General features: G+C 67.6%; 16 protein-coding genes and 5 pseudogenes. 6 read left to right on the top strand and 15 right to left on the bottom strand.

The features are described from left to right. Window positions 1-472 precede the first annotated feature (472 nt). From ABEB09_RS00125 to ABEB09_RS00105, 5 genes and pseudogenes are all read left to right on the top strand, one after another. On the top strand, window positions 473-5,158 hold the full coding sequence (locus ABEB09_RS00125; protein ID WP_345685797.1) for an RHS repeat-associated core domain-containing protein: 4,686 nt from the start codon (window positions 473-475) through the stop codon (window positions 5,156-5,158). 29 nt (window positions 5,159-5,187) lie between these two features. After that, window positions 5,188-5,685 carry a hypothetical protein gene (locus tag ABEB09_RS00120; protein ID WP_345685795.1) on the top strand — a complete coding sequence of 166 codons (498 nt, stop codon included), beginning with the start codon at window positions 5,188-5,190 and terminating at the stop codon, window positions 5,683-5,685. A 373-nt stretch (window positions 5,686-6,058) separates the two neighbouring features. Beyond that, window positions 6,059-6,316 carry a hypothetical protein gene (locus ABEB09_RS00115; RefSeq protein WP_345685793.1) on the top strand — a complete coding sequence of 86 codons (258 nt, stop codon included), beginning with the start codon at window positions 6,059-6,061 and terminating at the stop codon, window positions 6,314-6,316. Window positions 6,317-6,347: 31 nt separating this feature from the next. Beyond that, a pseudogene (locus tag ABEB09_RS00110) lies at window positions 6,348-7,199 on the top strand (IS5 family transposase). Between the two features lie 253 nt (window positions 7,200-7,452). Beyond that, window positions 7,453-7,905 carry a lamin tail domain-containing protein gene (locus tag ABEB09_RS00105; RefSeq protein WP_345685791.1) on the top strand — a complete coding sequence of 151 codons (453 nt, stop codon included), beginning with the start codon at window positions 7,453-7,455 and terminating at the stop codon, window positions 7,903-7,905. Between the two features lie 401 nt (window positions 7,906-8,306). Here ABEB09_RS00105 and ABEB09_RS00100 read toward each other — a convergent pair whose 3' ends face one another. The 14 genes and pseudogenes from ABEB09_RS00100 to ABEB09_RS00035 form a co-directional block, all read right to left on the bottom strand. Next, entirely contained in the window at window positions 8,307-8,978 is a 672-nt protein-coding gene (locus ABEB09_RS00100) for an HNH endonuclease family protein (RefSeq protein WP_345685789.1), read from the bottom strand. Window positions 8,979-9,189: 211 nt separating this feature from the next. Further along, window positions 9,190-10,164, bottom strand: a complete 975-nt coding sequence (locus tag ABEB09_RS00095) for a hypothetical protein (RefSeq protein WP_345693797.1) — start codon at window positions 10,162-10,164, stop codon at window positions 9,190-9,192. Further along, the gene (locus ABEB09_RS00090; RefSeq protein ID WP_345685787.1) at window positions 10,065-10,652 is read right to left on the bottom strand and encodes a hypothetical protein; all 588 of its coding nucleotides are present in this window, start codon (window positions 10,650-10,652) and stop codon (window positions 10,065-10,067) included. Before ABEB09_RS00090 ends, ABEB09_RS00095 begins: the two co-directional genes overlap by 100 nt. Beyond that, a complete protein-coding gene (locus ABEB09_RS00085; RefSeq protein WP_345685785.1) occupies window positions 10,649-11,200 on the bottom strand; it encodes a hypothetical protein in 552 nt (183 codons plus the stop codon). The genes ABEB09_RS00090 and ABEB09_RS00085 overlap by 4 nt, the downstream gene beginning before the upstream one ends. Window positions 11,201-11,483: 283 nt before the next feature. After that, entirely contained in the window at window positions 11,484-11,924 is a 441-nt protein-coding gene (locus ABEB09_RS00080) for a recombinase family protein (RefSeq protein ID WP_345693796.1), read from the bottom strand. A gap of 74 nt (window positions 11,925-11,998) precedes the next feature. Continuing rightward, a pseudogene (locus ABEB09_RS00075) lies at window positions 11,999-12,100 on the bottom strand (recombinase family protein); the annotation flags it as partial. A 150-nt stretch (window positions 12,101-12,250) separates the two neighbouring features. After that, window positions 12,251-13,978 (bottom strand): hypothetical protein, encoded by a 1,728-nt coding sequence (locus ABEB09_RS00070; protein ID WP_345685783.1) that lies wholly within the window; start codon window positions 13,976-13,978, stop codon window positions 12,251-12,253. After that, entirely contained in the window at window positions 13,963-14,391 is a 429-nt protein-coding gene (locus ABEB09_RS00065; RefSeq protein ID WP_345685781.1) for a hypothetical protein, read from the bottom strand. Before ABEB09_RS00065 ends, ABEB09_RS00070 begins: the two co-directional genes overlap by 16 nt. A 264-nt stretch (window positions 14,392-14,655) precedes the next feature. Next, the gene (locus tag ABEB09_RS00060) at window positions 14,656-15,300 is read right to left on the bottom strand and encodes a Tn3 family transposase (protein WP_345693795.1); all 645 of its coding nucleotides are present in this window, start codon (window positions 15,298-15,300) and stop codon (window positions 14,656-14,658) included. A gap of 26 nt (window positions 15,301-15,326) precedes the next feature. Next, on the bottom strand, window positions 15,327-16,037 hold the full coding sequence (locus tag ABEB09_RS00055; protein WP_345685779.1) for a serine integrase family protein: 711 nt from the start codon (window positions 16,035-16,037) through the stop codon (window positions 15,327-15,329). Between the two features lie 94 nt (window positions 16,038-16,131). After that, window positions 16,132-17,334 carry a pentapeptide repeat-containing protein gene (locus ABEB09_RS00050; RefSeq protein ID WP_345685777.1) on the bottom strand — a complete coding sequence of 401 codons (1,203 nt, stop codon included), beginning with the start codon at window positions 17,332-17,334 and terminating at the stop codon, window positions 16,132-16,134. Between the two features lie 90 nt (window positions 17,335-17,424). After that, a pseudogene (locus ABEB09_RS00045) lies at window positions 17,425-17,580 on the bottom strand (pentapeptide repeat-containing protein); the annotation flags it as partial. Window positions 17,581-18,028: 448 nt separating this feature from the next. Continuing rightward, window positions 18,029-18,226, bottom strand: a pseudogene (locus ABEB09_RS00040) (hypothetical protein); the annotation flags it as partial. A 155-nt stretch (window positions 18,227-18,381) separates the two neighbouring features. Continuing rightward, window positions 18,382-18,909 (bottom strand): recombinase family protein, encoded by a 528-nt coding sequence (locus tag ABEB09_RS00035; protein ID WP_345685775.1) that lies wholly within the window; start codon window positions 18,907-18,909, stop codon window positions 18,382-18,384. A gap of 413 nt (window positions 18,910-19,322) precedes the next feature. On the opposite strand from ABEB09_RS00035, the gene ABEB09_RS00030 reads away from it, so the two are divergent. Further along, window positions 19,323-19,673, top strand: a complete 351-nt coding sequence (locus tag ABEB09_RS00030; RefSeq protein WP_345685773.1) for a hypothetical protein — start codon at window positions 19,323-19,325, stop codon at window positions 19,671-19,673. Between the two features lie 338 nt (window positions 19,674-20,011). Here the strand turns inward: ABEB09_RS00030 and ABEB09_RS34785 are convergent. Then, window positions 20,012-22,399 (bottom strand): annotated as a pseudogene (locus ABEB09_RS34785) (helicase associated domain-containing protein). Between the last annotated feature and the right edge of the window lie 394 nt (window positions 22,400-22,793).

Raw genomic sequence — 22,793 nt, 5'->3', positions numbered from 1 at the left:
TGTTGTCAGTGGCTCGGGAACCGGTGCCATGGTGGGCCGGAAGGAGATCGTGAGGGACTTGCGGCGATGGGAGGTGGGTCGGACAGGCCCGGGCAGCCAGCTCGGGCCTGGAGGCATTCTGCCGACCTCCCCAACTCCGCGCAGGTTCAGTCCTTTTGGTGCGAAGCGCGGTTGCTATCTATCCCATCAGGGGCCACATTTGGCGCCCACAGATTCCGTCCACGATGACTTCTGGTGCACCGGTCTGCTGGTAGGTCTTCAACGCCGCAGTGGTCTGCGGGGGCGGGGCCGCCTGCGGAACCGTCACAGACAACGACGACGGCGAGTTCTCCCACGCCGACTCGCCGGACTTCGGTGCGCCCGCCACATGGCCTTGCCCGCCTGACTGGAACCAGGCTGGGCTGCCGCTGTTGTCGCATGGCATGCTGGTTGATCTTGTTTGCTGGTTTGCTTAACGGGGGGCTGTTGCGTCGTGGGTTACACGATCCCTGAGGGTGTCGACACGATGCTGGACATCGTCGGGGTGGGGTGGCCCAACGTCGACGAGGATGCCTACCGGGACATGGCCGACGCGTTGCGGGAGTTCGCGGACGACGCGGACGGTGACGCAGGCGCTGCGCACGCGCATATCCAGGCGTTGTTGTCGACCGGTGGCAGTGAGTCGCTGTCCGCGCTGGATCAGCACTGGAAGAAGGTTCAGGGCAAGCACAAGGACCTGGGGAAGGCTGCCCGGACCATCGCGGGTGCGCTGGACCGGGTCGCGGACATCATCGTCGCGCGCAAGATCGCCGCCGTCGGTGAACTGGCAGACTTGTGCGCGACCGTGGGCGTCACCCTGGCGTTCGCGCCGCTGACCGCCGGCCTGTCGACGCTGCTGGCCGCGGGGAAGATCGCTGCGACCCGTATCGCGTTCAAGAAGATCCTGAAGGAGATGGCCGAGGCGGCCGTCGCCGAGATCGTCGCCACCCTCACGCAACCGGCGGTGGCCGCGTTGGAGAACATCGTCGCGGATCTGGCCATCCAGACGGCTCTGAACGCCACTGGTGTGCAGGACGGCTACGACACGGGCCAGACGGCGCAGGCCGGTAAGGACGGCCTGCAGCTCGCCTCCGCCGGGGGTGGCGGGGGAGCAGGTGGCGGGGGCGGGCCGAAGATCGACCATGACGCCCACGAACGCGCCGGGCTGCACCTGAACACCGTGCAGGTTGCCATGCGCGACAAGACCGGCAGCAAGCTCGGCAAGGCCAGGGGGCACCACGGGCGTGCCAAGGGCAAGGACTCTTTGACCGCGGTCCTGGACAGCACCATCGACGGCGTCATGGAGAAGCTCACCAAGGCGCTGAGCGACATGGGCGAGCACATCGGCAAGAAACTGCCCGCAGCCCTCAGCCGCAGTTCGAAAACTCACAAGAACACCGACCTCGACGTCCGCGACCGCATCAAGAAGATCAACGACAAGGACGGCAAGACCGACAAGGACGGCTCCGGTACACGCGGCGCCCGGGAACGTGGGCGCCCACGACCTTCGCTGCTGGGTAACGTCCGGGAACGGGTCCGCGACATCGCGATGTCGCTGTTGAACCGGCGGTGCAAGACCGACCCCGTCGACATCGCGACCGGGGAGATGGTGCTCGCCCAGACCGATCTCGCCCTCCCCGGCACTCTTCAACTGGTACTGAAGCGCACTCACATCTCCAGCTACCGCTACGGCCACAGCTTCGGCCCCAGCTGGGCCTGCACACTCGACGAACGGCTGGAACCGGGCGGGACGGGCGTGGCATGGGCCCGGGAGGACGGCTCTGTCCTGGTCTACCCCGCAATGCCGTCGGAGGACGGGCAGGAGGTCCTGCCGCTGGAGGGCGACAGGATCCCTCTGCGCTTCGAGGCGCGCGGCGCTCTTGGTGACGTGACGTACGCGGCCACCGATCCGCACGCGGGCCTGACGCGGCGCTTCACCGGCAGCCCGTACAAGGCCGGCGGGCAGTACTGGCTGACGGAGATTGAGGACCGCAACGGCAACGCTTTCCGTGTCGCCCGTGACGACGACGGCGTGCCAACGATGGTGGTCCACGAGGGCGGTTACCGCGTGGCGGTGACGACAGACCAGGCCACGGGTCGAGTGACCGCGCTGGAGGTTCTTACGCCGGACGGCCCCGCCAAGGTGGCGGCCTTCGGCTACGACAGCCAGGGAAACCTCGAGGCCATCAGCAACTTCGACGGGCCTGCGATGGTGTTCTCCTACGACGCCGATCACCAGATCACCTCGTGGACGGACCGCAACGGTCACACCTACCAGTACGTGTACGACGCCGCGGGCCGCGTAGTGCGGACAATTGGGCCGGACGGTGCTTTGTCGTCGTCGTTCTCCTATGACACGGAGAACCGGATCACCTACTTCACCGACTCCACCGGAGCGGTCACCACCACCCGGCTGAACGAGCTCGGACAAGTGATCGCGGAGACCGATTCCCTCGGCAACACGGTGCTGCGCCAGTGGGACCGGTACGACAACCTCCTGTCGCGCACGGACCCGCTCGGCAACACCGCGGGATTCACCTGGGACGACCGCGGCAACCTCACCGTGATCCGGCAGCCGGACGGCTCCACGTCGACCATGGACTACAACGAGCTCAACCTGCCCGTGCGGTCGACCGGCCCCGACGGCACGACGTGGTGGCAGGACTACGACGAGCGCGGCAACCGCCTCTCCCTCACCGCACCCGACAACAGCACCTCGCACTACCGCATCGGCGCCCACGGTGAGGTCACCGAGCGGATAGACCCCACAGGAGTAGGGGAACGCCTCACCTACGACCGCGCGGGAGTCCCTCTCACTCTCACCGACCCCCTCGGCCACCAGTACAAGGTCGAGCGCGACGCATTCGGCCGGCCGGTACGGATGACCGACCCCGCCGGAGCGGTCACGCGCATGCAGTGGACCCCGCAAGGCTGGCTCTCCCACTGCGTGCGCCCCGACGGTACCGAGGAGTCCTGGAGCTGGGACGACGAAGGCAACTGCCTGGCCCACACGGACCCACGGGGCGACACGACCCGATTCGAGTACACCCACTTCGCCCTGCTCGCGGCACGTACCGGCGCGGACGGGGCACGCTACGAATTCGGCTACGACACCGAACTCCGGCTCACCGAGGTCCGCAATCCCCAGGGACTGACCTGGACCTACACCTACGACGCCGTCGGCAACCTCACCTCCGAGACCGACTTCGACGGCCGCACCCACACCTACACCTACGACGCCGCCGGCCGCCTGACGGCCCGCACCACGCCGCTCGGCGAACACATCACGCTCACCTACGACGCCAGCGGCCGGGTCATCTCCAAAGACGCAGCCGGGCATACCACTCACTACACCTACGACGCCACCGGCGAACTGCTTGCCGCCACCTCACCCACCTCCACCGTGACGTGGGAACGCGACACCAACGGACGCGTGATCGCCGAGACCGTCGACGGGCGCACCATACGCTTCGCCTACGACGCCGCAGGGCGGACCACCCGCCGCACCACCCCCACCGGAGTCATATCGGAGTTCACCTACGACACAGCCGGAAACCGCACCACACTCAACACCGGTGGCCATCTGCTGGCCTTCACCCGCGACCCCAGGGGTCGCGAACGCACCCGCACCGTAGGGACCGGCCCCACGCCGCTGACCCTCACCTCCGACTGGGACCAGGCCGGACGTCTCACCTCCCACACGGTGACCTGCGGCGACCAGGCGCTGCGTGCCCGCTCCTACACCTACCGGGCGGACGGCTTCCTCACGAAGATCACCGACGCTGTGGCCGGGACAGCCAAGCACTTCGACCTCGACCCGGTCGGCCGTCCCCTGCGCGTCACGGCGGAGAACTGGTCGGAGACCTACGCCTACGACCGCGTCGGCAACCAGACAGAGGGCAGTTGGCCCAACCAGGCCCGCCGCACCGACGAACGAGGAGCACGCACTTACGAAGGCACCAGGCTCCTGACCGCCGGCACCGTCCGGTGCACCTACGATGCCGCCGGACGCACCATCGCCCGGCACAAGACCCGTCTGTCGCGCAAGCCCGACATCTGGCAGTACACCTGGGACGCCGAAGACCGGCTGATAGCCTGCCGCACCCCCGACGGCACACTCTGGCGCTACACCTACGACCCCCTCGGCCGACGGACCGCGAAGCACCACATGGCCGACGACGGCACCGTCATCCACTCCGTCCACTTCACCTGGGACGGCACCACCCTCGTCGAGCAGACCGACACGACCCTCCACACCACGCTCACCTGGGACTACCACGGACGCACCCCGCTGAGCCAGCTGGAACGCCGCACAGGCCTCCAGCCGCCGTCACCGACGGACGCCGAGGTCGACTCCCGGTTCTTCGCCATCGTCTCCGACCTGATCGGCACTCCCACCGAACTGGTCGACGAGACTGGACAGATCGCCTGGCAGAGCCGGACGACCGTGTGGGGGACCACCTCGTGGAACCGCACGGCCCTCGCCTACACACCCCTGAGGTTCCCCGGCCAGTACGACGACGCGGAGACCGGCCTCTACTACAACTGCTTCCGCTACTACGACCCCACGGTCGGCCGATACATCAGCCCCGACCCCCTCGGCCTCGACGCCGCCCCCAACCCCGTCGCCTACGTCCTCAACCCACACATGTGGATGGACCCCGAAGGGCTGATCGCCAGGGGCTGCACGGAGAACGGCGGCTGGTACAGCGGCCTTACGCCCGCCAACCTCAAGAACGCCGACGGATCCCGCCGCACCGACGTCAACATGGAGATCAACCACATCCCCGCCAAGAACTCCTATGCCCACCTCGACGAGCCCGGGTTCAGGACCAACAAGGACGGCGGAGGCGCCGGGATGGGGCCGGCGATCCGCATGGAATACGACGACCACCGCATAATGACCAGCACCGGATCCAGTGCTGAGTCAGTCAAGTGGCGCGCGAAGCAGCGTGCACTCATCGACGCCGGCCGCTGGGACAAGGCGATGATGATGGACATCGACGAGATTCGGGCGAATTTCGGCACAAAATACGACCAGCACATCAAGGACATGATCGACAGCCTCAAGAACAACAGGAAGTTCCAGAAGATGCTGGAGAAACGCGGCTGGACGATCGATTACGACATCCTGAAGTAGCACACACATATCGAGGAGAGAAGCACCCCGTGGACCTCATTCTGGACCCGCCCAACAGCGCCGGCCCCGTACACCTGGGCATGACGCCCGACGAGGCCCTTGCAGCCGTCACCCCTTGGGGAACCCCTAAAGTCGTGCCCGCAGACGGCCGCCCCCCGAAGAAGATTTTCACCGCATGCCAGGAGATCGGAGTCAACGTCCTGCTAGAGGGCTCCGGCGAGGCTGTCACCGCAGTCGAGCTGTGGTGGCCCGGTGAAGGCCGCAGCACCGACGTTCGTGTACTCCTCGAAGGCGACGACGTCTTCACCACACCAGCCGAGGACCTTTTCCGCCGGGCGGAAGAACGCGGCTGGACAGTCGACCGGACCGAGCCCGAGTACCCCTTCATCCCCGGAGTCTCCCTGGGCTTCACCCGTCAGACCTCCCAAGAGGTTCCCCGCACGCAAGGCGGCCTGCCCGTGTACGTCACCTCGGTCCTCGTCGGCGGCGAGCACTACTACGACGAGCGCCTCAATAGCCAGCTCTGAGAGGGTGCTGTGAGGAGGAGGTACTGTCACTTACCCCCGGCGGCGATGTCCGCAGCCGCGACGAACTGGTCGCCTTCGTTCGAGAGCTGCACCAGGCCTACCTTCGTTGGGGACGGAGATGGGCAAATCCGAGCCTTGACCACTTCCTTGAGGCCCTCGCGGCGAAACTCCCTGAGGATGGGGACGAGCCCTTCAGGCCGCCGTCTAGGCCGTTTCTTTCGGATCACGGAGAATCGACCTGCGTGTTGTGAGGCGTTCGCGTGGGAGTAAAGGGGCAGGGATGGGGCTCGTCATGGAACTTCGTCGAGGGCGCTCTGCGTCTCGGACAGCGCGAAAGCCTGGGCCCCCGCCACCAGCAGGGATGCTGGAGCGGTTGATCGACGACAAAGATGAGTTCTGGAAGGCCGTTGAGCGGCTCGGCCAGCACCGACTTCCCAGTCTGGCCCGCATCGATGCGTACGGGGACACCACGCTGCGCGGTGAGGCGGTAGACCAGATGGTGCGGGAGTTGGAAGGTACGGATCTCGCTCGTCTGAGGAGTGGCGAGCACGAGGTCATGGCGACGCTGCTGGCCTGGGGCCGGCGGTGCCGTGCCGACCGAGACCTGCGGATTGCCTTCTCAGGCGATTAGACCGTCGCTTTCAGATCATCGGATCGTTGGTCTGGACGTGTCGCTGACTGACGCGCAGTGGGCGCTGATCGAGCCGTTGTTGCCGGACCGGACGACGAAGCGGGGTGGGCGGTGGGCGTGATCACCGGCAGCTGATCGACGCGATCGCGTTCAAGTACCGCACGGGCACTCCGTGGATGGACCTGCCCGAGCGGTTCGGTTTATGGAAGGGCGCCTACAGTTGCCTGCGGATGTGGGCGATCGACGGCACGTGGAAGCGGGTCTTCGCCGCCCTGCTTGCCGGGGCAGACGTCGCAGGCGATCTGGACTGGGTCGTCGGGGTCGACTCCACGATCGTCCGTGCCCATCAGCACGCCGCCGGGGCCCGTCAAAAGGGGCTCCGGCTGGCGAGCCTCACGATCATGTCATCGGCCGGTCCCGCGGCGGACTGACCACCAAGATTCATCTGGCGGCCGACGGCCGGTGTCGGCCTCTGGCTTTCGTCCTCACTCCCGGCCAGGCCGGTGACGCTCCCGCCTTCACGCAGGTCATGGCCGCGATCCGGGTGAGCAGGGCAAAGGGCAGGCCCCGGACCCGCCCGACGACCGTGCTGGCCGACAAGGCGTACTCGTCCCGCGCGATCCGCGAGCACCTGCGAAAACGGGGCATCCGAGCCGTGATCCCACAGCCCGACGACCAGATCGCCAACCGCAAACGCCTCGGACGAAAGGGCGGCAGGCCGCCCGCCTTCGACAAGATCGCCTACAAGCAGCGGAACACGGTCGAACGCTGCATCAACAAGCTGAAGCAGTGGCGCGGTCTGGCCACGCGCTACGACAAGACGGCAACTATCTACCAGGCGGCCCTTCACCTCGCGGCCATCCACATCTGGTCCGCGAGGTGATCGCTAAGAAACGGCCTAGGAGTGAATCCGCTCCCAGAACGGTCGCGGCGCCTCAGCCGCGTCAGTCTCCCAGTGGGCAATGACAGGGCGCTGGGATCGCGCCGCGGGCCTTACCCGCTGCGCTGCTGGCAGGACGTCTGGTCGAACAGACCGTCTTGATCTCGTAACTGGACGTACGGGCTGAGGCCTTGAGTTCTACGTTGAGTTCCCTCGCCGGGCCCATGGGGCGCCTGGCCTGACTTGAGGGACGTACGTGCTCCGAACCCGTTCCATCGCTCTTGCCACGGCGGCCGCCGCCGTGGCCAGCATCGTGCTGATGCCGTCAACCGCTCAGGCGGCCGGCTCGGTCCACCTCTACAAGATCTACTACGACAGCCCTGGCACCGACCGCGGCGCCAACTCCAGCTTGAACGCCGAGTGGGTGCAGGTTCGGAACACCACCGGCGCGGCGGTGAACCTGCGGGGGTGGACGCTGCGGGATGCCGCCGGCCACGTGTACACCTTCGGCGCGTACACCCTGGCCAAGGGCGCCACGGTGACGGTCCGCACCGGCAAGGGCACCAACACGTCCACGAACCGGTACTGGGGCCGCACCTGGTACGTGTGGAACAACGACAAGGACGCGGCCACCCTGAAGCGCGCCAATGGCACGGTCGCGGACACCTGCTCGTACAACTCGACGGCGTACGACTACAAGCTCTGCTGAGGCACACACCGGTGGCGTCCGGGCCCGGTGCCTGGACGCCTGGCCAGACCCCGGCGCGGCAGGTCAGGCAGATGCCGTGGGATCAGCGTGAGGGGATGCGTATCCCCTGGTAGCCGTGACCGAGGCCGCGTCGCCGTGGGCGCTGGCCCGCCCATGAAGCGGTGATGGATCGTTGGAGCTGCCGCTCCTGGTCGCGGACGGCCTGGATGCCCGGGTGAAGGAGCAGGGCGGTAGTGGCCGCCGTGGCGGCGCGAGGAGGCTGGGGGCCTGCGGGCCGCGCACTGCGCCACAGAGCGAGCAGGCCGTGGAACCACCTCGGTACATTCCGCACCCTGCCCGCATGCTGCGACGCCACAGCGGATCGAAGCGCTACCGACGACCTGGGCATCCGGGCTGGTGGTTCACAGCGTGCGCCGGTCGGCGGTGGTGGTGCTGATGGGGACGTTGGGGCACTTGGCCGCGTAGTCGACGAGCACGTTCCTCTCCCGCTCGTCGACGGACAGGTCCCAGGCGCGCTTGATGTGGACCCATTCGGTGATGTAGCGGCAGCGGGCCTGCTCGTACGGCATCCACTCGAAGGGGTCCTTGTCCGCCTTCTGCCGGTTGCTGCGCCCGGTGACCGCGACCAAGTGAACCGGGTCGTCCAGATGGTTGGCGTAGGCGACGCGCTTGGCCTTGTCCCAGTTGCGAGCCCCGCTGTCCCACGCCTCGGCGAGCGGGACCATATGGTCGATGTCGATGATGTCGTCAGGCAGCGTCACGTACTTGTTGTCGTAGTAGGAATACCAGCGGCCGCCGCTGAGGGTGCACCGGCCCGTGCGGGTCGGCTCGTCGACGGCCTCCTCCAGGAGAACCTCGGCACGCGTGTTGCAGCCGTCCCTGTCGGCGTCAATCCAGTCCCCGAACTCCCGCTTGCGGTCGTAGCCGTCTCGGACCTCTGCCTCGACGCGCATAGCGGCGATGGCGTCCTGCAGCGGCACGCCGGCCGCCGACACGGTGCTCGACGGCAGCACCGCCCCGAGCACGGCGGCGGTCGCGGCCGCGGTGAGAAGAGCCCTGATCCTGCTGTTCATGTGTGCCATCCCTGGGTGATCACCTGTGGTCGATCACCGGGATACCGGCCCGCGCGCAGCCATGGCAGGCGACACGGCTGCGATTCGCCTGGTGGGAGGAAACCGAAGCACAACAGGTCCCGGCTCGTGCTCCGCTGTGATGCCGCCGTGCGCCGGTGGGCAGCAGTCCACGTTGGGGAAGCGGAGCAGCACGGCGGCCTACACCCAGCCCTCACTCCTCGTCGAGCCGCTTGTCCTCCGGCTGCTCGTGCTCGACCGTGCCAGAGGACAGCGGCAGGCGGTGCTTGAGCTCGAGCGGCTGGTAGGCCGGATACTGCGACAGTTCGATGCCGGCGCTCTGCTTCAACAGGGGGAAGGCCATCAGGGCGCTCAGCAGTACCTCGACCCGCGTCGGCTTGCGACCCTCTGCCTCAGCGTTCTGGAGGACGCGCTGCATGTACTCCGCGCTCCGCATCAACGGCGGCCAGTCGACGGCCGACGCATCCTCGGCGGGCAGCTCCACGTACGACTTGATGATCCTCGGCCTGTGCTCGTCCCCGGACTGGGTGGGGAACAAGATCCGGGTCTTCAACGTGCACGCGCCCTGGACCAGCGTCTTGCCGATGGCCAGGCCGACGAACTCCCAGCGGGCTGTAGCCACGATCCAGCTGTTGGCGCCGAGCCTGTAGGCCTCGATGTCCCGGAGGTCGAGGAGCTGCACGCGGACGTCGTCGGGCAACATCCACGCCTGGGCTGTCGTCGTCTCACCGTCCCGGGTCCGAATCTCGAAGGGCGTGTGGTTTATCGCCCAGATCCTGCGGTTGCGGTTGGCGAACCACGCCGTGTGCTGCTCGAGGAGGCCGCGCGCGTCTGCTGCGTCGACTTGGACCCTCGGGGCGAGGGTCTCGAGCAGCTCGGCGAGGTTCGTCAGGTGCACGAAGCGTTCCCCTAGATCCGCGACGTCGCGGTCCATCGGCGCCGGATAGCCAGCACCGCCCTTGGTGAAGTCCTTGTGGTTCTCGCTGACGAAGTAGACCGTCTCGTCAGGGTGTTCCCGCGCGTACTCGACGGCCGTGAGCCAGATGGCGACGTCCCGGGCGCCGACCTTCACCTTCTTGTCTCCGTCGCCCTTCGTGCCAGCCGGCGGGAGAGTGTTGGCTTCCCGGTAGAGACCTTCCAGAGCCGCGGTGCCGCTCGTCGGGAGCACCTGCAGGAAGTCGTACTTCTCCCGCCACATCTGCCGCACGCCCTCCGCGTCCGGCTCGTCGAGCTTCGGCTCCGTCCGGTGACTCTTGTGCCCGAGCTGTCGCAGTGCGCGAGCCTGAGCAGCTGCCAGACGGTCGGCACGATCGCCGGGCCGCCGAAGCCCGGCCGGTCGGTGCCGCGCGCGGCCACGCCCCACGGGTCTTCGGAGTCGCGGAACCGGGTGGACAGCGGCACGTCGCCGTCGACGATGCGGGCCAGCAGGCCCATCCGGTCACCGGTCTCCCGCACGGTCGACGCGGTGGAGCGCAGGGAGTCGATGACGTCCGCGAGCTCCACCGGGGTGGCCGGCACCTCGGCGGCCCGGGCCAGCTGCCGGAGCCTGACCTCGATGGCCGACAGCTCGGTGGCCAGCTCGTCCAGCGTGATGTTCCGGCCCGCCATCACGGCGGAGGTGTCGGTCTCGGCAGCGGTCTCGTGAGTGTTCTTCACGGTCGGGCCTCCTTCTCGGTGGTGGTCGTACGGGCTGCGGGGAAGCCGAGCCGGGCAACGGCGTCGATCTCGGCGGTGAGCCGGGCACGGGCCCGGGCGAGTTTCTGTTCGGCCGCGCGCTGGGCGGCCCGGGTGCGGGCCAGGGCCTTCTTCTGGCGCTGCTCCCGCTCGGTGAGGGTCCTCAGCACTTCCTCGTAGTGCGCCGTCTGTTCCGCCGCGATCTCGGTGCCCGGGCGCTGCGGGCTCCGACGGCCGGTCCGGTCGCGCTCCCGGGTGCGCTGGTCGCGGGCGAAGGCGACGAGCTCGATCGCGACGACCCACTTGGTCCGCTTGCGGGCGGGAAGGGGCCGCAGCAGGACGCACTCCTCCAGGAACACCGCGGCCCGCCAGAACGGGTCGGAGAGCTTGTCGTGCCGGGGCGGGTCGACCTTGTGGCGGGCGGCCATCCCCATGAGGACGGAGAAGTCGTTGACCGACAGGTCCCCGGGCAGGATCTCGGTCTGCCGCTCCAGGAACCACCGGTAGTCGACGAAGTATTCGCCCGGCACTCAGGCCGCCCGCGGGGCGGCGTGCGCGCCCGAGACCGGCGCGCCGAACTCGGCGTCGAAGGCCGCCACGGTGGCCGGGTCACTCGTCACACGCCGGAACGCTGCGGCGCCGACGTTCAGGGCCCGCTCGCTTCGCCGTCCAGACCCCGGCCAAGCCGGAGGCCTGGCTGTGAACGGCGCGGACGGCGACGACGAGGCGGCGCCGCGCCCGGCCCGCCACTGTTTCATCCGAGTCTTAGCCAAGACTTGGATCATTTCTCTGAGGAGGCACATGCCGTGAGGGTCATTTTCGAGACCGGGGGCGACGACGAGGAGCTGAACGCCGCACTGCTCGACCTCGTCCGCCGGCGCCCTGCCGCGGTGGCGCTCGGCGGTTCTGTCCCTTGCGCTTGCCGGTGGGGATGATCAGGTCAGGCTGGATCTGCTCGACGGACTCGCCGCCCGCGCGGCGCCGGAGCACGGTGTGGAGCATGTCGTCGGTGATGACCGGCGGCCGGCCGCCGTGCTTGCCCTTGCGGGCCGCGGTGTCGAGCCCCTCCAGCGTCGACTCCCGGATGTTCTCCCGCTCCGTCTCCGCCATCGCGGCGAAGAACGCGAAGAGCAGCTTGCCCGGCCCGGTGGGGTCGTGGATGCCGGGCAGGGGTCCGGCGAGCATCTCCAGGACCAGGCCGTGGGCGGTGAGATGGTCGGCGAGCGCGGTGAGTTCGGCGGCGTCGCGGCCCAGCCGCGCGCCTTGATCTCCCGCGCGGCCCGCAGCGCCTCCTCGAACTGGGGGCGCACCCGCACGCGGGTGCTGATCTTCTCGCTGAAAATCTTGTCCCTCGGGATGCCGTGCTTGCTGAGCGCGTCGAGCTGGGAGTCGAGTTCCTGCCCGAGCGTCGAGCACCGGGCGTAGCCGATGCGGATGTCCGCGCCCGGCAGGTCCGGGTCGATGGGCGCCGGGGGCGGTGCCCGGCCGCTGTAGCTCGCGCTCTAAGGCCGTCTTGTACGCGACCGCGCCGGTTGTGAAGCACATCGGTGCACATACTGCGCCCGAGGGAGTGATCAGGACTACTGAGGTGGGTTGAGATTACCGATCGTCCGGAGGGGCCCTGCTCTGCCGATGATCAAGTCGTCTCCGTCCACCGCAGCAACGGTCGTCGGCCCGGCGCGGTGTGTTCGGAAAAGGCTCAAGCTGCGCTTCCCGTCGTCGCTGGGAGGGCGCTTCTCAGCTGGCGCGTCGTACGCGGTCAGAATCCGGCCGGTGAAATCAGCAAGCAGCTTTTCGTCGTTATGGGCCTGTACTTCGATCAAGCCGTCTGAGACCGTGACGGAGGCGGGTCCTGATGCGATGGGAACCCGTGCCCACGGTGTGATCCAGCGCTGGCCCATGAGCAAGCCGGAGTGGCCCACGCGGTCGGTTCGTAGTTCGAGTTCCTCGTCGGCCGCGGTCAGGACCTGGAACGAGAAGTGACCGTCCACGGCCTCCACCCTGCCGAGCGCGCGCTCGCGTCCATTCAGCCCGACGGCAACCAGATCGATCGCGGAGCTGGACCCAAGGCCCTGGCCAGCGAAGGACCACTCGCGAACGTGCTTCAGGCCGTATTCATCTGGCGGCGGATCATACTGCCACTCATAGCGCTTCCCGAAGTTCGGCTCCTGCAACACGAAACAGTCGGCAAGTGCGGCGGCGATCTCCACGGGGGTCAAGGTCGGGGGCTTGGCTGGCACGGTGCCCAGATCGATCCAGCGCAGCCCGGACGTCGTGTGCACCCACAGCGCGAGGTGTGTCCCCACCCGAGTCGAGCCGGGCACTGTGATTTCGACGCCGGTCGGGGTTTCGACGATGCGGGGCGTCCACGCGTCGTTCGGATCGGTCTGGACAAGGGGCGGCAGCAGGCGCAGCGGCACCGGCGTGGTGTGCTGGAGGGTTACGGAGGCCGGATAGTAGTCCTGGGTGACCTGCCTAGTCCTGCAGTTCGCGCTGGTATGCCACGTTGGCGAAGAGATGAACCCCATCAACTCACGCAGGGATTGCGCGACGCGTAGGCTGCCCCGGCTCGTCAGACCCTCGAAGTCGACATTCGCACTTTGCACGGTGAGGGGGACTGCGCGGGAACGCGGGCGTAGGGAGAGGGTCCGCTGCCACTCGACGAAGTCGTCACCCTCGGCGACCTTGCGGGTGTCGTCGTCCTGAGGTTCCGCGGACTTGACCTTTTTTGCCGCCTCCGCCTCGAACAACATGGGAACAGCGAGATGCGAGGACCAACCGAGCGCGCTCCCGAGGCCGGCCAGAATCGGGCCGACGAATGGGATGTGGACGACCCCCATCCCTGCCAGGAACGTTTGGAGGGAACACACCGCTGAATCCCAGCCGGAGACGTCCCAGGAGATCCGCATCTTCGCCAAAGCAGTGCCTTGGGCTGGTTGCGGCTCGAAGTCGACACTTACAGAGAGCGTAACGGAGGCATCGGTGGTGAGGCAGGCGTCTTTCCTCTCGATCACCCCCGAAACGGCAACAGCGGGGCCGATCGGCCACATCCAACTGCCGCTCGGTGACACCTCCAGCCGGAACTTCTCGGGCTCGGCTGCGACCATTGCCCGCATCTGGTCAGCCAGACCGCTCACCACCTGCTCCACCAGCAGATCGCTGCGTAGGAACTGCGCCCAGTCGGCACCGCCGGTTCGGTCGACCACGGGACCGGACAGCGAAGTCCCCGCTGAGGTCGCCAATCGGATCACAACCAGGTTGCCGTCGGCGAGTAGCGCTGCCCCCGTGACCGTCAGATCCCCGGCCACGGGACAATGACCGGCTCCACCAGGAGGTCCGGCCCGTCAAGCGATGTCCCATCGATCTCGGCAATCCTAGGCAGAATAGACAAACTCGCGCGCGTAGCGGAGAAGGCGAACCAGAGATGCAGCGTCGCCACAGCGGTCGCGGGCCGATTGAGACTTCCGGCCTGGCGAGCGTCCTCGTAAGTGGTGTGGTGCACCTCGATGGTCGCCCGCAGGGCAAGCTCGCCGACGGGGATATTCGCGTCCGCCGGGGCCTCATCGCGGTTCCGGATCTCGACAGCGGTACATACCAGCCGATCCAACCAGCGCCCCGGGAAGTTCGGCACCTCCCCAATCGGCAGCGGAATGTCGTTGAGCCGGGCTCGCATCATGCTCAGAAATGCGTCGCGCTTGAACTGCAGCTCGTAAAGTCCCACGCCGAGCCTCCCGTTTTATGAGTCTCCACCCATGAACGGTCAGTGAGCTGTTGATCACAAGCGGTAGGACGCCGTTCGAACGAGCGCCAGCCCTTGGCAGCAGACACTCAGCATCGGCCGAAGCGGCGCCCGCATACGGCCGGTTTAAGGGGGACCGGCCCGCCCTAAGCCGTTTTGGCCCCATCAGACGGGGCTTCCTGCTGTACTGGGCGCGCTGTAACCTCAACGACCCAGCAGCCCAGATGGAGCCGCCCCCATCTAGCCTCACGGCTGCTCGTCGTCCTCGTCCGGATCGGCCGCGGCCGGGTCGCGCAGGGGCCGCAGGCCACCACCGGACGAGTCGCTGGCGCGGAAGCTGTAGCGGCCCAGGCAGTTGAGGTTGGCGTGTTTGAGCGGGGAGAGCCGGGCGAAGTCTTCGTCCAGGACGTCGTGCTCCCGCTCGTCGGCGGGCAGGGCGCGCAGCTGGGCGACGGTGGCGTCCAGGTAGCGGGTCGTCCACAGCACGGCGGCGTTCAGGACCAGGCCGAGAGCGCCGAGCTGGTCCTCCTGCCCTTCTCGGTACGCCTGCATGATCTGCCCGCGCTTGCCGTGGCAGATGTCCCGGGCGAGCTTGTGGCGGGACTCCTGCACGGTGAGCTGCCGGTTCATCTGACGACGGTAGGTGTCGTCGACCGGGTCGACTACCCGCAGCAGGTGCAGGGTCTTGGCGATCCGCCCGTATTCGGCGAATGCCTGCCCCATCGGCGTCGGCCGCCCTTCGCGGCCGAACATCCGCAGCAGGTCGTACGCGCGGACCTGCCCGGTCACCAGGGAGCCGACCACACGCAGCATGTCCGGCCAGTGCGTGATCACCTTGTTCAGGTTCACCCGGTTCCGCGCCAGGTTCGGCCTTGGGGAACATCGGTACAGCGGTTGTGCGCTGAGAACGATCATGGTCAGGGTGTGAGTGTGTTCACCCGGTTCTCGTACTCGCGGCGAGCCTTGCGCTGGGCCGGGACCGCGGGGGCACCCTGACCGCCGTCGAGCGGCCGACAGCGGGCGAGGAGCTGGCGGTGCACGGCGGGGACGGCGCTGACGCGCAGGGTGTAGCCCTGGCCGCGCCGTACGGTCACTCCCTGGTCGAGCGCGGCGCGCTCGGGGGGCTCCAGTTCGGTGGTGCGGAGGAAGTCGGCGACCTTGCCCGGCATGTCGAGGGTGACCGGCAGCTCCCGGGCCGGGCCGTCCTCGACGGCGGCGCTGTGGTCGGGCATGAGGTCGGCGACGGCGGTACGGATGGCGCCGCGGCTGACGCCGTGGTCGCGGGCGAGGGCAGCGATGGATCGGCCCTCCGGGTACGTGGCGCGCACGTCGCCGAGCTTGTCGGCCGGGACAGCGGGGCGGCGCCCGCCCTTGCTGCCCTTGGCCTCGGCGGCCCGCAGCCCGTCGTACGTCAGCTCCCGCTGGAGGTCGCGCTGGAGTTCGCCAGCGGCGGCGAGGGTCTGCACCATGAACTTCACGGTGGACAGCAGTTCGCCGGTGCGGGGATGGCGTGCGGTGAGGTCCATGGCGGAGAACGCGCCGTCGTGGATGCGCAGGGCGAGGCGGTTGCGGTGGAGGACATCGGCCTCGGGGAACATCGGTACAGCGAACGCTAAGCCCGTGATCATGGAGCTGCGGTCGCCGTGGTGGCCCTGGCCTCCTATCTCAGACACCGGCCGCGAAGAATCGCCGAGTAGCCACCGCAGCAGATGCTTCGCGGGTTCAGCGCTTGACCCGGCCGCGAATGGCCAGGAGTGCGAGGGCGAGTAGCACCGGCTCGACCAGGCGGGAGGCCATCTCGATGTAGGTGCCGGCCACGGTCAGGCCTTGCCCGGCGGAGCGGAAGACGACGGAGTTCACCGCGGTCCGCCCGGCCTTCTCCGCCCGCTCCCTGGTGAACCGCTCACCCAGGGGCCCTGGTGCCGCGCCCCCCGGGCCTGGCACCTTAGTGGTGACATCGACCTTCTGCTCGGCAGTCACCGTGCCTCGGGTGCGCGGGGCTGGCGGATCGGCGGGCAACCCGACCCACATCAGCAGCACCATGGTCAGCACCATGGCGAAAAACAGCGAGCCGAAGGCACGCAAGGCGCGCAGACCGTAGCCGGAAATCATCCAGTAGGCGGTCAGGAGTATCCGCTCACTTCGTGGACGATTCTCGCGATCATGGCGGCGCATCTCCATCTCGCCGTAGTAGAAGTCCGCCGCATCCGGCTCGTTCTTCGCATCCTCCAGCGCCTTGCGTAGCTGCTGATAAAGGCCCGACACGACCTCCGGCTCGGGGATGAGGCTGGGCTCCGTCCCGGTGGGCGGGATGCGCCAGCCAAGATTCGGGTTGAAACCCTTGCGGTCAGGGGTGCGAGCCCGCCAGTGGTGTTCCTCGACCAGGGTGCGGCGGGATGTCCACTCGAAGGGCCACAGATGGTGGGCGCCGGTGGGGGTGCGGGCAAAAGTGCAGCCCACGAGGCGGATCTGGTCCAGGTGGAAGGCGCCGAAGAACCGGCATGCGCTCAGATCAATGTCGGTCAGGACAAGGTGGGCAGCATCCACACCGCGCACCGATGTCACCATCGTCGTGCTGTCAAGGCCCTCCAGGAGCTGCTCCGGCACCTTGCCGAAGATGGTGGTGAAGGGGGCGGGGTGGGCGGTGACGGCGACTGGGAAGGCCAGGACCGCGTCGTCAAGGTCCACAGTCGCGTAGCGCAGGCGCATGGTTGCCGTCGACCGCCACTGCGTCCGCTGGCAGGCGACCTCCTGAGCCGCGATCTCCAGCGTTACTGGGGCCTCGAACAACGCACCTGACAACCCAACACGCTGTGCGCATACAAGAGGCCCGAACCGCGACGACACGGCAAACGTCGCCCCGTCGAATTGGGCCCAGTCAGAGAAGGTTGCACCATCGAATCCGGTCTCGTCGGCGAAGGTCACCCCTTGGAATCGGGCGTCGCGGGAGAAGGCGGCCCTATCGAACCTGGCTTCACCGGAGAAGGTTGCTTCTTCGAACCTGGCGCGGTCGGAGAACCTCGCTTCGCGAAAGAAGGCACTGTGGGAGAAGGCGGCCCTATCGAACCTGGCTTCGCCAGAGAAGATCGTCCCATCAAACTGGGCGTCTCCGGAGAAGATCGCCCCGCTGAAGTCGGCGGTGTAGCCGGAGAAGGTCGCGTCCTCGAAGATGGCGTCGCTGAGGAACCTCGCCTCGTCGAACCGAACCGCGCCCAGGTGAACTTCTGCGGTGTCGTGGTCTAGGAGGGCGTCGAAGAGTATGCCGAGGAGGTCTGCGGTGAAGGTGGTGCCGCGGTGGTCGACGTCGGCCCCGGGGCCAAGCCATCGCGGTACGCGCCACGCTCGTCGTCAGTGAGGTGAGCCAGGCATGCGGTGTAATCGGAGACGCGGACGCCCCGGCAGCCAATCGGATCGGTTCGATCCGCTCCGTACCCGCAGTGGGGCCAGATCGGACGTGCGAGAGCCACCATGTCCTTATGGTGCTCCAGCCAGGGTGCTGTCCACTCGCTTCAACACCGCGCAATCGGGGACACCATCCGAGGTTCCACCGTCAGTGCGGCTGGAAGGCATCGGCGCTGCACTCGAGATGCAGCTCGGCCACCAGCATGCTTCCGCAGGTAGCCGTTGTGGCCCGCAGCCCGTCGTAGGTCAGCTCGCGCTGGAGGTCGCGCTGGAGTTCGCCGGCGGCGGCGAGGGTCTGCACCATGAACTTCACGGTGGACAGCAGTTCTCCGGTGCGCGGGTGGCGTCCGGTGAGGTCCATCGTAGAGAACGCGCCGTCGTGGCCCCGGTGTCCTATCGCTGACCCACGGTGCAAAGTAGCTGAGACTGATCATGGTCCTGGGGTGGCCGGCGACGTCGCCCGCCCCGTATCCGTCAGGCAGGCGGAACGTTGCGCCTCGCACTCGCACCAGTAGCAGGCCCTGTAGTCCCAACTCGGACACCAGGGAGCAAGTGACCCGTCGGTAGCTTTCAGGGCTTCACGGCGGCGGTCTTCTTCGGCTGGCGGGGCTCGGTCTTGGTCTTGTCGAGGTGTCCGTACACAGTGGAGCGCGGCACGCCGAAGAGATCGGCGATCTGCTGGACGGTCTTCTCGCGGGCGTCGTAGAGCTGCTGGGCGAGCGCCGCCTGATCCTCGGTGAGCTTGGGTCGTCGTCCGCCGACCCGGCCGCGTGCCCGCGCGGAGGCAAGCCCGTCGTTGGTGTTCGCCACGATCAGTTCACGCTGGAGCTCGGCGAGCACGGACAGCATCCCGAACATCGCCCTGCCCTCCATGGTGGATGTGTCGATGCCCTGCTCGATGACGTGCAGCCCGATGCCGCGCTCGCGCAGATCGGCGCCGAGGGTCACCAGATGCAGCACAGAGCGGGAGAGCCGGTCGAGCCGGGTGACCTTCAATGTGTCGCCCTCGCGCAGCAACTGCATGACGAGGTCGAGCTTCGGGCGGGACGTGGGGCAGGCTCTTGTCCTGAGCCGGGTCAGGACAAGGGCTGGGATCAACTGCGGACGACCAAGTGGTGGTGGCGAGGATGTCGCCGGCGACGGCTCCCCCCCCCCCGGGCGGTGGCAGCTTCCCGGCGGTTCGGTGGAGCCGCCGACAAGCGGCGAGGTGCTTGACGAGGTGACCGTGAGGGCCAAGGCCGCGTGCGAGCTGACTGAGGAACTCGGCGTCGGCCTGGCACCTAAGGAACTGCGGCTATGGACTGTGACCCGGCGGTGAGAACCGTGTCGACGGTCACGCAATTCCCCAGGCCAAACGTCACGGAATTCCCCACCCTCTCGCATCGAGGGTTGGAAGTGAGCACTCTCGCTGTGAGGTCCTGTGGCGCTGTGGGGTTCACCGGTGGTCGGAGCGCAGGGATACCCCTGCGGGAGTCGAGATCTGGAGCGGTGACCACTGAGATCATCTAGGGGTGAAACCGATCGAGCGTATGACTGACCAAGAGCTGCAGATCATCAAGGAGTGCCTTGACGCAGCAGTGAGCGGCCCGTTCTTCCCCGACTGGGAGTTCCACTCGCTTATGGGCTTCACCCGCGACGAGATCGCTGCAGTCGCCGCATCCTGGCCATCTCCACCGATCGCCGACACCGAGGACGACGCCGTCAACAACGTGCTGACCAACCTGCTCGGCTACCCGCATGGCGTCGAGTCCCGCTGGCACGAGTGCCTCCCCGCGACTCGCGACCAGGTTGCCCAAGTGCTGGCCCGCTGGCGCGGCGAGGACGTCGTCGATCAGGATCCCGGAGGCAACGTCGAGCACTGAGCACCCTCGTCACTATCCATCGTCCCGATGCGTCCAGCTCTGGCGGCTCCGCCATCCCCGTGGGGAATGGTGACCGCGAGGGTGGGGAATTTCGTGACTCGATCATGAGAACGGGTGAGGAATTCCGTGAACGCCGACAAACCGCAGCATCGGCCTGGTGTACCTCGCCCCGCCGTGCTCGACGGCGGTACTGTGCGAGACGTTCGACGCGGCGACGGCCGCTGAGCTGACATCGGGCCGCGTTACAGAACTGGCCCGAAGACCCTTTGTCGGCCCAACGAAGCGGCCGGGGACGTTCATCACCGTACAGTGGTGAACCTCTCGTGATCAGCGTGGCCCTATGCAGCCCACTCCAATCCGAGCTTTGCGAGTACCGCTTTCTTCTCCGCGGTGAGTTTGGTGCGCCGTGTCTTGGTGTTCGTCAGCCAGACGCCCAGTTTCACCTCGGTGCCGTCCGGCAGGGTCTCTACGTGGGCCCTGGGGACGGTAAAGGAGCCGGTGCGGGTCTTGTACTGCCGCAGTGCCTCCACGCCCCGCTCGAAGGCCCCCCAGACTCCTTCGCGGGCCTTCGAGGGTGCTTCCTTGGATGCGGGCAGCGGGGTGATGCCGAGTTGCTCCAGGCGCTCGCGCTGTCCGCGCATCAGCGCGACCCATACTGTGTGCTCGCGCTGCCTGGCCAGCCACTTGCCGACGTCCATACCGTGCACGGTGACGCCGGGCAGCAGTTTGGTGAGCGTGGTGTCCTCTTCGGCGAGGAGCTCGCGTACGGCGGCGTAGTGCCGCTGCCAGGTGGCCGGCCAGGCCGGGTTCCAGTCCGGGTCGATCGCCGCCAGCGCGGCCTCACGCTCGGGGTGGCCAGCCAGAGCACCGGGGCGGCGGAGGTTGGACAGCCACTGCCCGATCGGCCGGTCCAGCGCCGTTGCCGACCGGGGCGCGCACAGTGTCCAGTGCTGCTCGTAGTAGACCCGGGCGGCGGCCAGGTTCTCCTGGAAGGCCGCGCCGGCGGCGTCCCACACCATCCCGAGCTGCTCGAGCCGCTCGGCTCGCGTGCCGGTCATCTGCCCGGCCCCGTACGCGCGGCGCTGCTCGGCGATCCACTGCCCGAGCGGGTACGCGCCTTCCTTGTGGTCGTAAGGCACCCGCAAATGCGCCTCGCGCTCACGGAACCGGCGCGCGGCGGCGTACCCGCGTGCCCAGTCCTGCCGCTCGGTGTCGATCACATTGAACGACACCCACTCTGCGACCATCACCGGGTCACGCGGCGCGGCAAAACGCAGCAGAAGACGGGATTCCTCCTCCCCTTCCTCCGGGGCAGGGCCGATCCACACAGACGGTTCAACAACGTTCTTCCGGGGCTTCTGCGGAATCGCGAGCAATTCCACGGCCTCTTCATCATGAGCTCTAAGCCCCTGCAACACCCTGATAAGAGGCCGGTAGCTTCCGGAGGTGAACATATCCTCGGGCTGCTCTCCGTGCTGGAGGAATACCGGCACGATCAAAGAGGCCAGTTTCCCCTCACGGGCTTCTGACGGAGCGCCCGCCCGATCGCCTGGACGATGTCGTGGGGAGCGCCCTTGGGGTCCAGCAGGGCCACGGAGTCCACCGCCCGGATGTCGACGCCTTCTCCCAGGACGCGGCAGTTGGAGAGCACCGCCCGGCGTGCCGTCGTAGCGAAGCCGGCCAGGACCTCCCGCCGGCGCTCCGGGACGTGCTCGCCGCACAGCCAGTTGGCCCAGATGCGCCCTGGGTACTTCTCAGGCTGGTCCGCGTGCAGCTTCGCCGCTACCTGCTCCAAGCCTCCGCATACGCCGCGGCCTCTATCGTCCGGTGGTGAAAGGTGATGCAGGTGCTCAGGTCGTGGTCGGCCATGGTGCGCAGCAGCGCCGCCTGGAGCGCCCCGAGCCGCTGTCCGCGGACCTCCTCCTCCCGCCGCTCCGGCCCGCGCAGCCGCTCAGGGGTCACAACCGGGTCCTGGAGCTCGACGACGATGATCTGGTACCGGGCCAGCAGGCCGCGGGACACCGCCGACGCCAGGCTGAGTCGGTACAGCACCGACCCGAAGATGGACGCGTCGTCCATCGAGGCCGCCAATTCTTCGGCAACGGATCCCGAACGCCCTCGGCCACCTCCCAGTTGGGCCGCTCCTGCCAGATCCGCGGCGTCGCCGTCATATAGAGCCGACGCGCCGCCGGGATGACCGCCTGGTCGTGGATGTCCGCCCACGCCTTGCCCAGCGACCCCGACGTACGGTGCGCCTCGTCCACCACCGCCAGGTCCACCGGCGCCAACCGCTGCCCGTAGACGCCCTCGAACGCCTCCGCCAGAACGCCCAGCGACGCGTACGTGGCATAGATGGTCACCTGACACCCTGCCCGTGCCACATCGCAAGCCGCACCGGGTTTGTCGTGCACCGGACGTTCAGGCTCCACAGCTCCGGGTCCTCCTGGAGAGAGCAGACCGCAACGCCGGCCCCCTATGCCCGACCCGGTACCACTCCTTCACCGTCTGCGTCAGCAGCTCCAGAGTCGGCACCAGCACCAGAACCCGCCCCTGCGGCAGCATCTCCCGAGCAGCGAAAGCGGCGATGACCGTCTTGCCCGCCCCGCAAGCGGCAACAACCTGACCACGCAGACCATTTGCAGGAATCCCACAGGTGGAACATCAAGGCCGCGCACAACGGCGTCAACAGCCTCAATCTGATGGGGGCGCAAGTGACGCCTGGTCATAGCCATCCGGAGTACTCTCCTCTTCGCGGAATGCTGCGGCGCGCTTCAGATAAGGAATCCCGGAGACCTGGTGGCTCCAGGATGGTGGTGCGGTGTTATTCCCAGACTCTACACAGAGCATCATGCTGATGCAGCCCGCTTCGCTCATGAGGGTTACGTGTTGACAGTTCCGGGCCTTGCGCGGGGTCTTGGAGTGTACGATGGTGGAGCATGTCGGCTTGACCGGAGAGCCAGATAGAGCCAGAGGTGTTGTGGAAGTTTCGGGCAGAGTGCAGCGGCGGCCCATCCCTATCGCGTCGCCGGCACGCATCGGGTCCGAACGCACCGTCAGCCCTCTGCAGAGCAGAAGGGCGGGAATCCCAAGGTTTACACGGCGACTGGCGTGATGCACGGA

The organism is Streptomyces coeruleoprunus (genome assembly GCF_039542925.1).
Classification (GTDB): domain Bacteria; phylum Actinomycetota; class Actinomycetes; order Streptomycetales; family Streptomycetaceae; genus Streptomyces; species Streptomyces coeruleoprunus.
This window is presented reverse-complemented; position numbering and strand designations above follow the sequence as displayed.

Coding starts and splice junctions, on each gene's coding strand:
- ABEB09_RS00055 (WP_345685779.1), bottom strand. CDS start 16,037: ATGATCACGGGCTTAGCGTTCGCTGTACCGATGTTCCCCGAGGCCGAT.
- ABEB09_RS00100 (WP_345685789.1), bottom strand. CDS start 8,978: ATGAACAGCAGGATCAGGGCTCTTCTCACCGCGGCCGCGACCGCCGCC.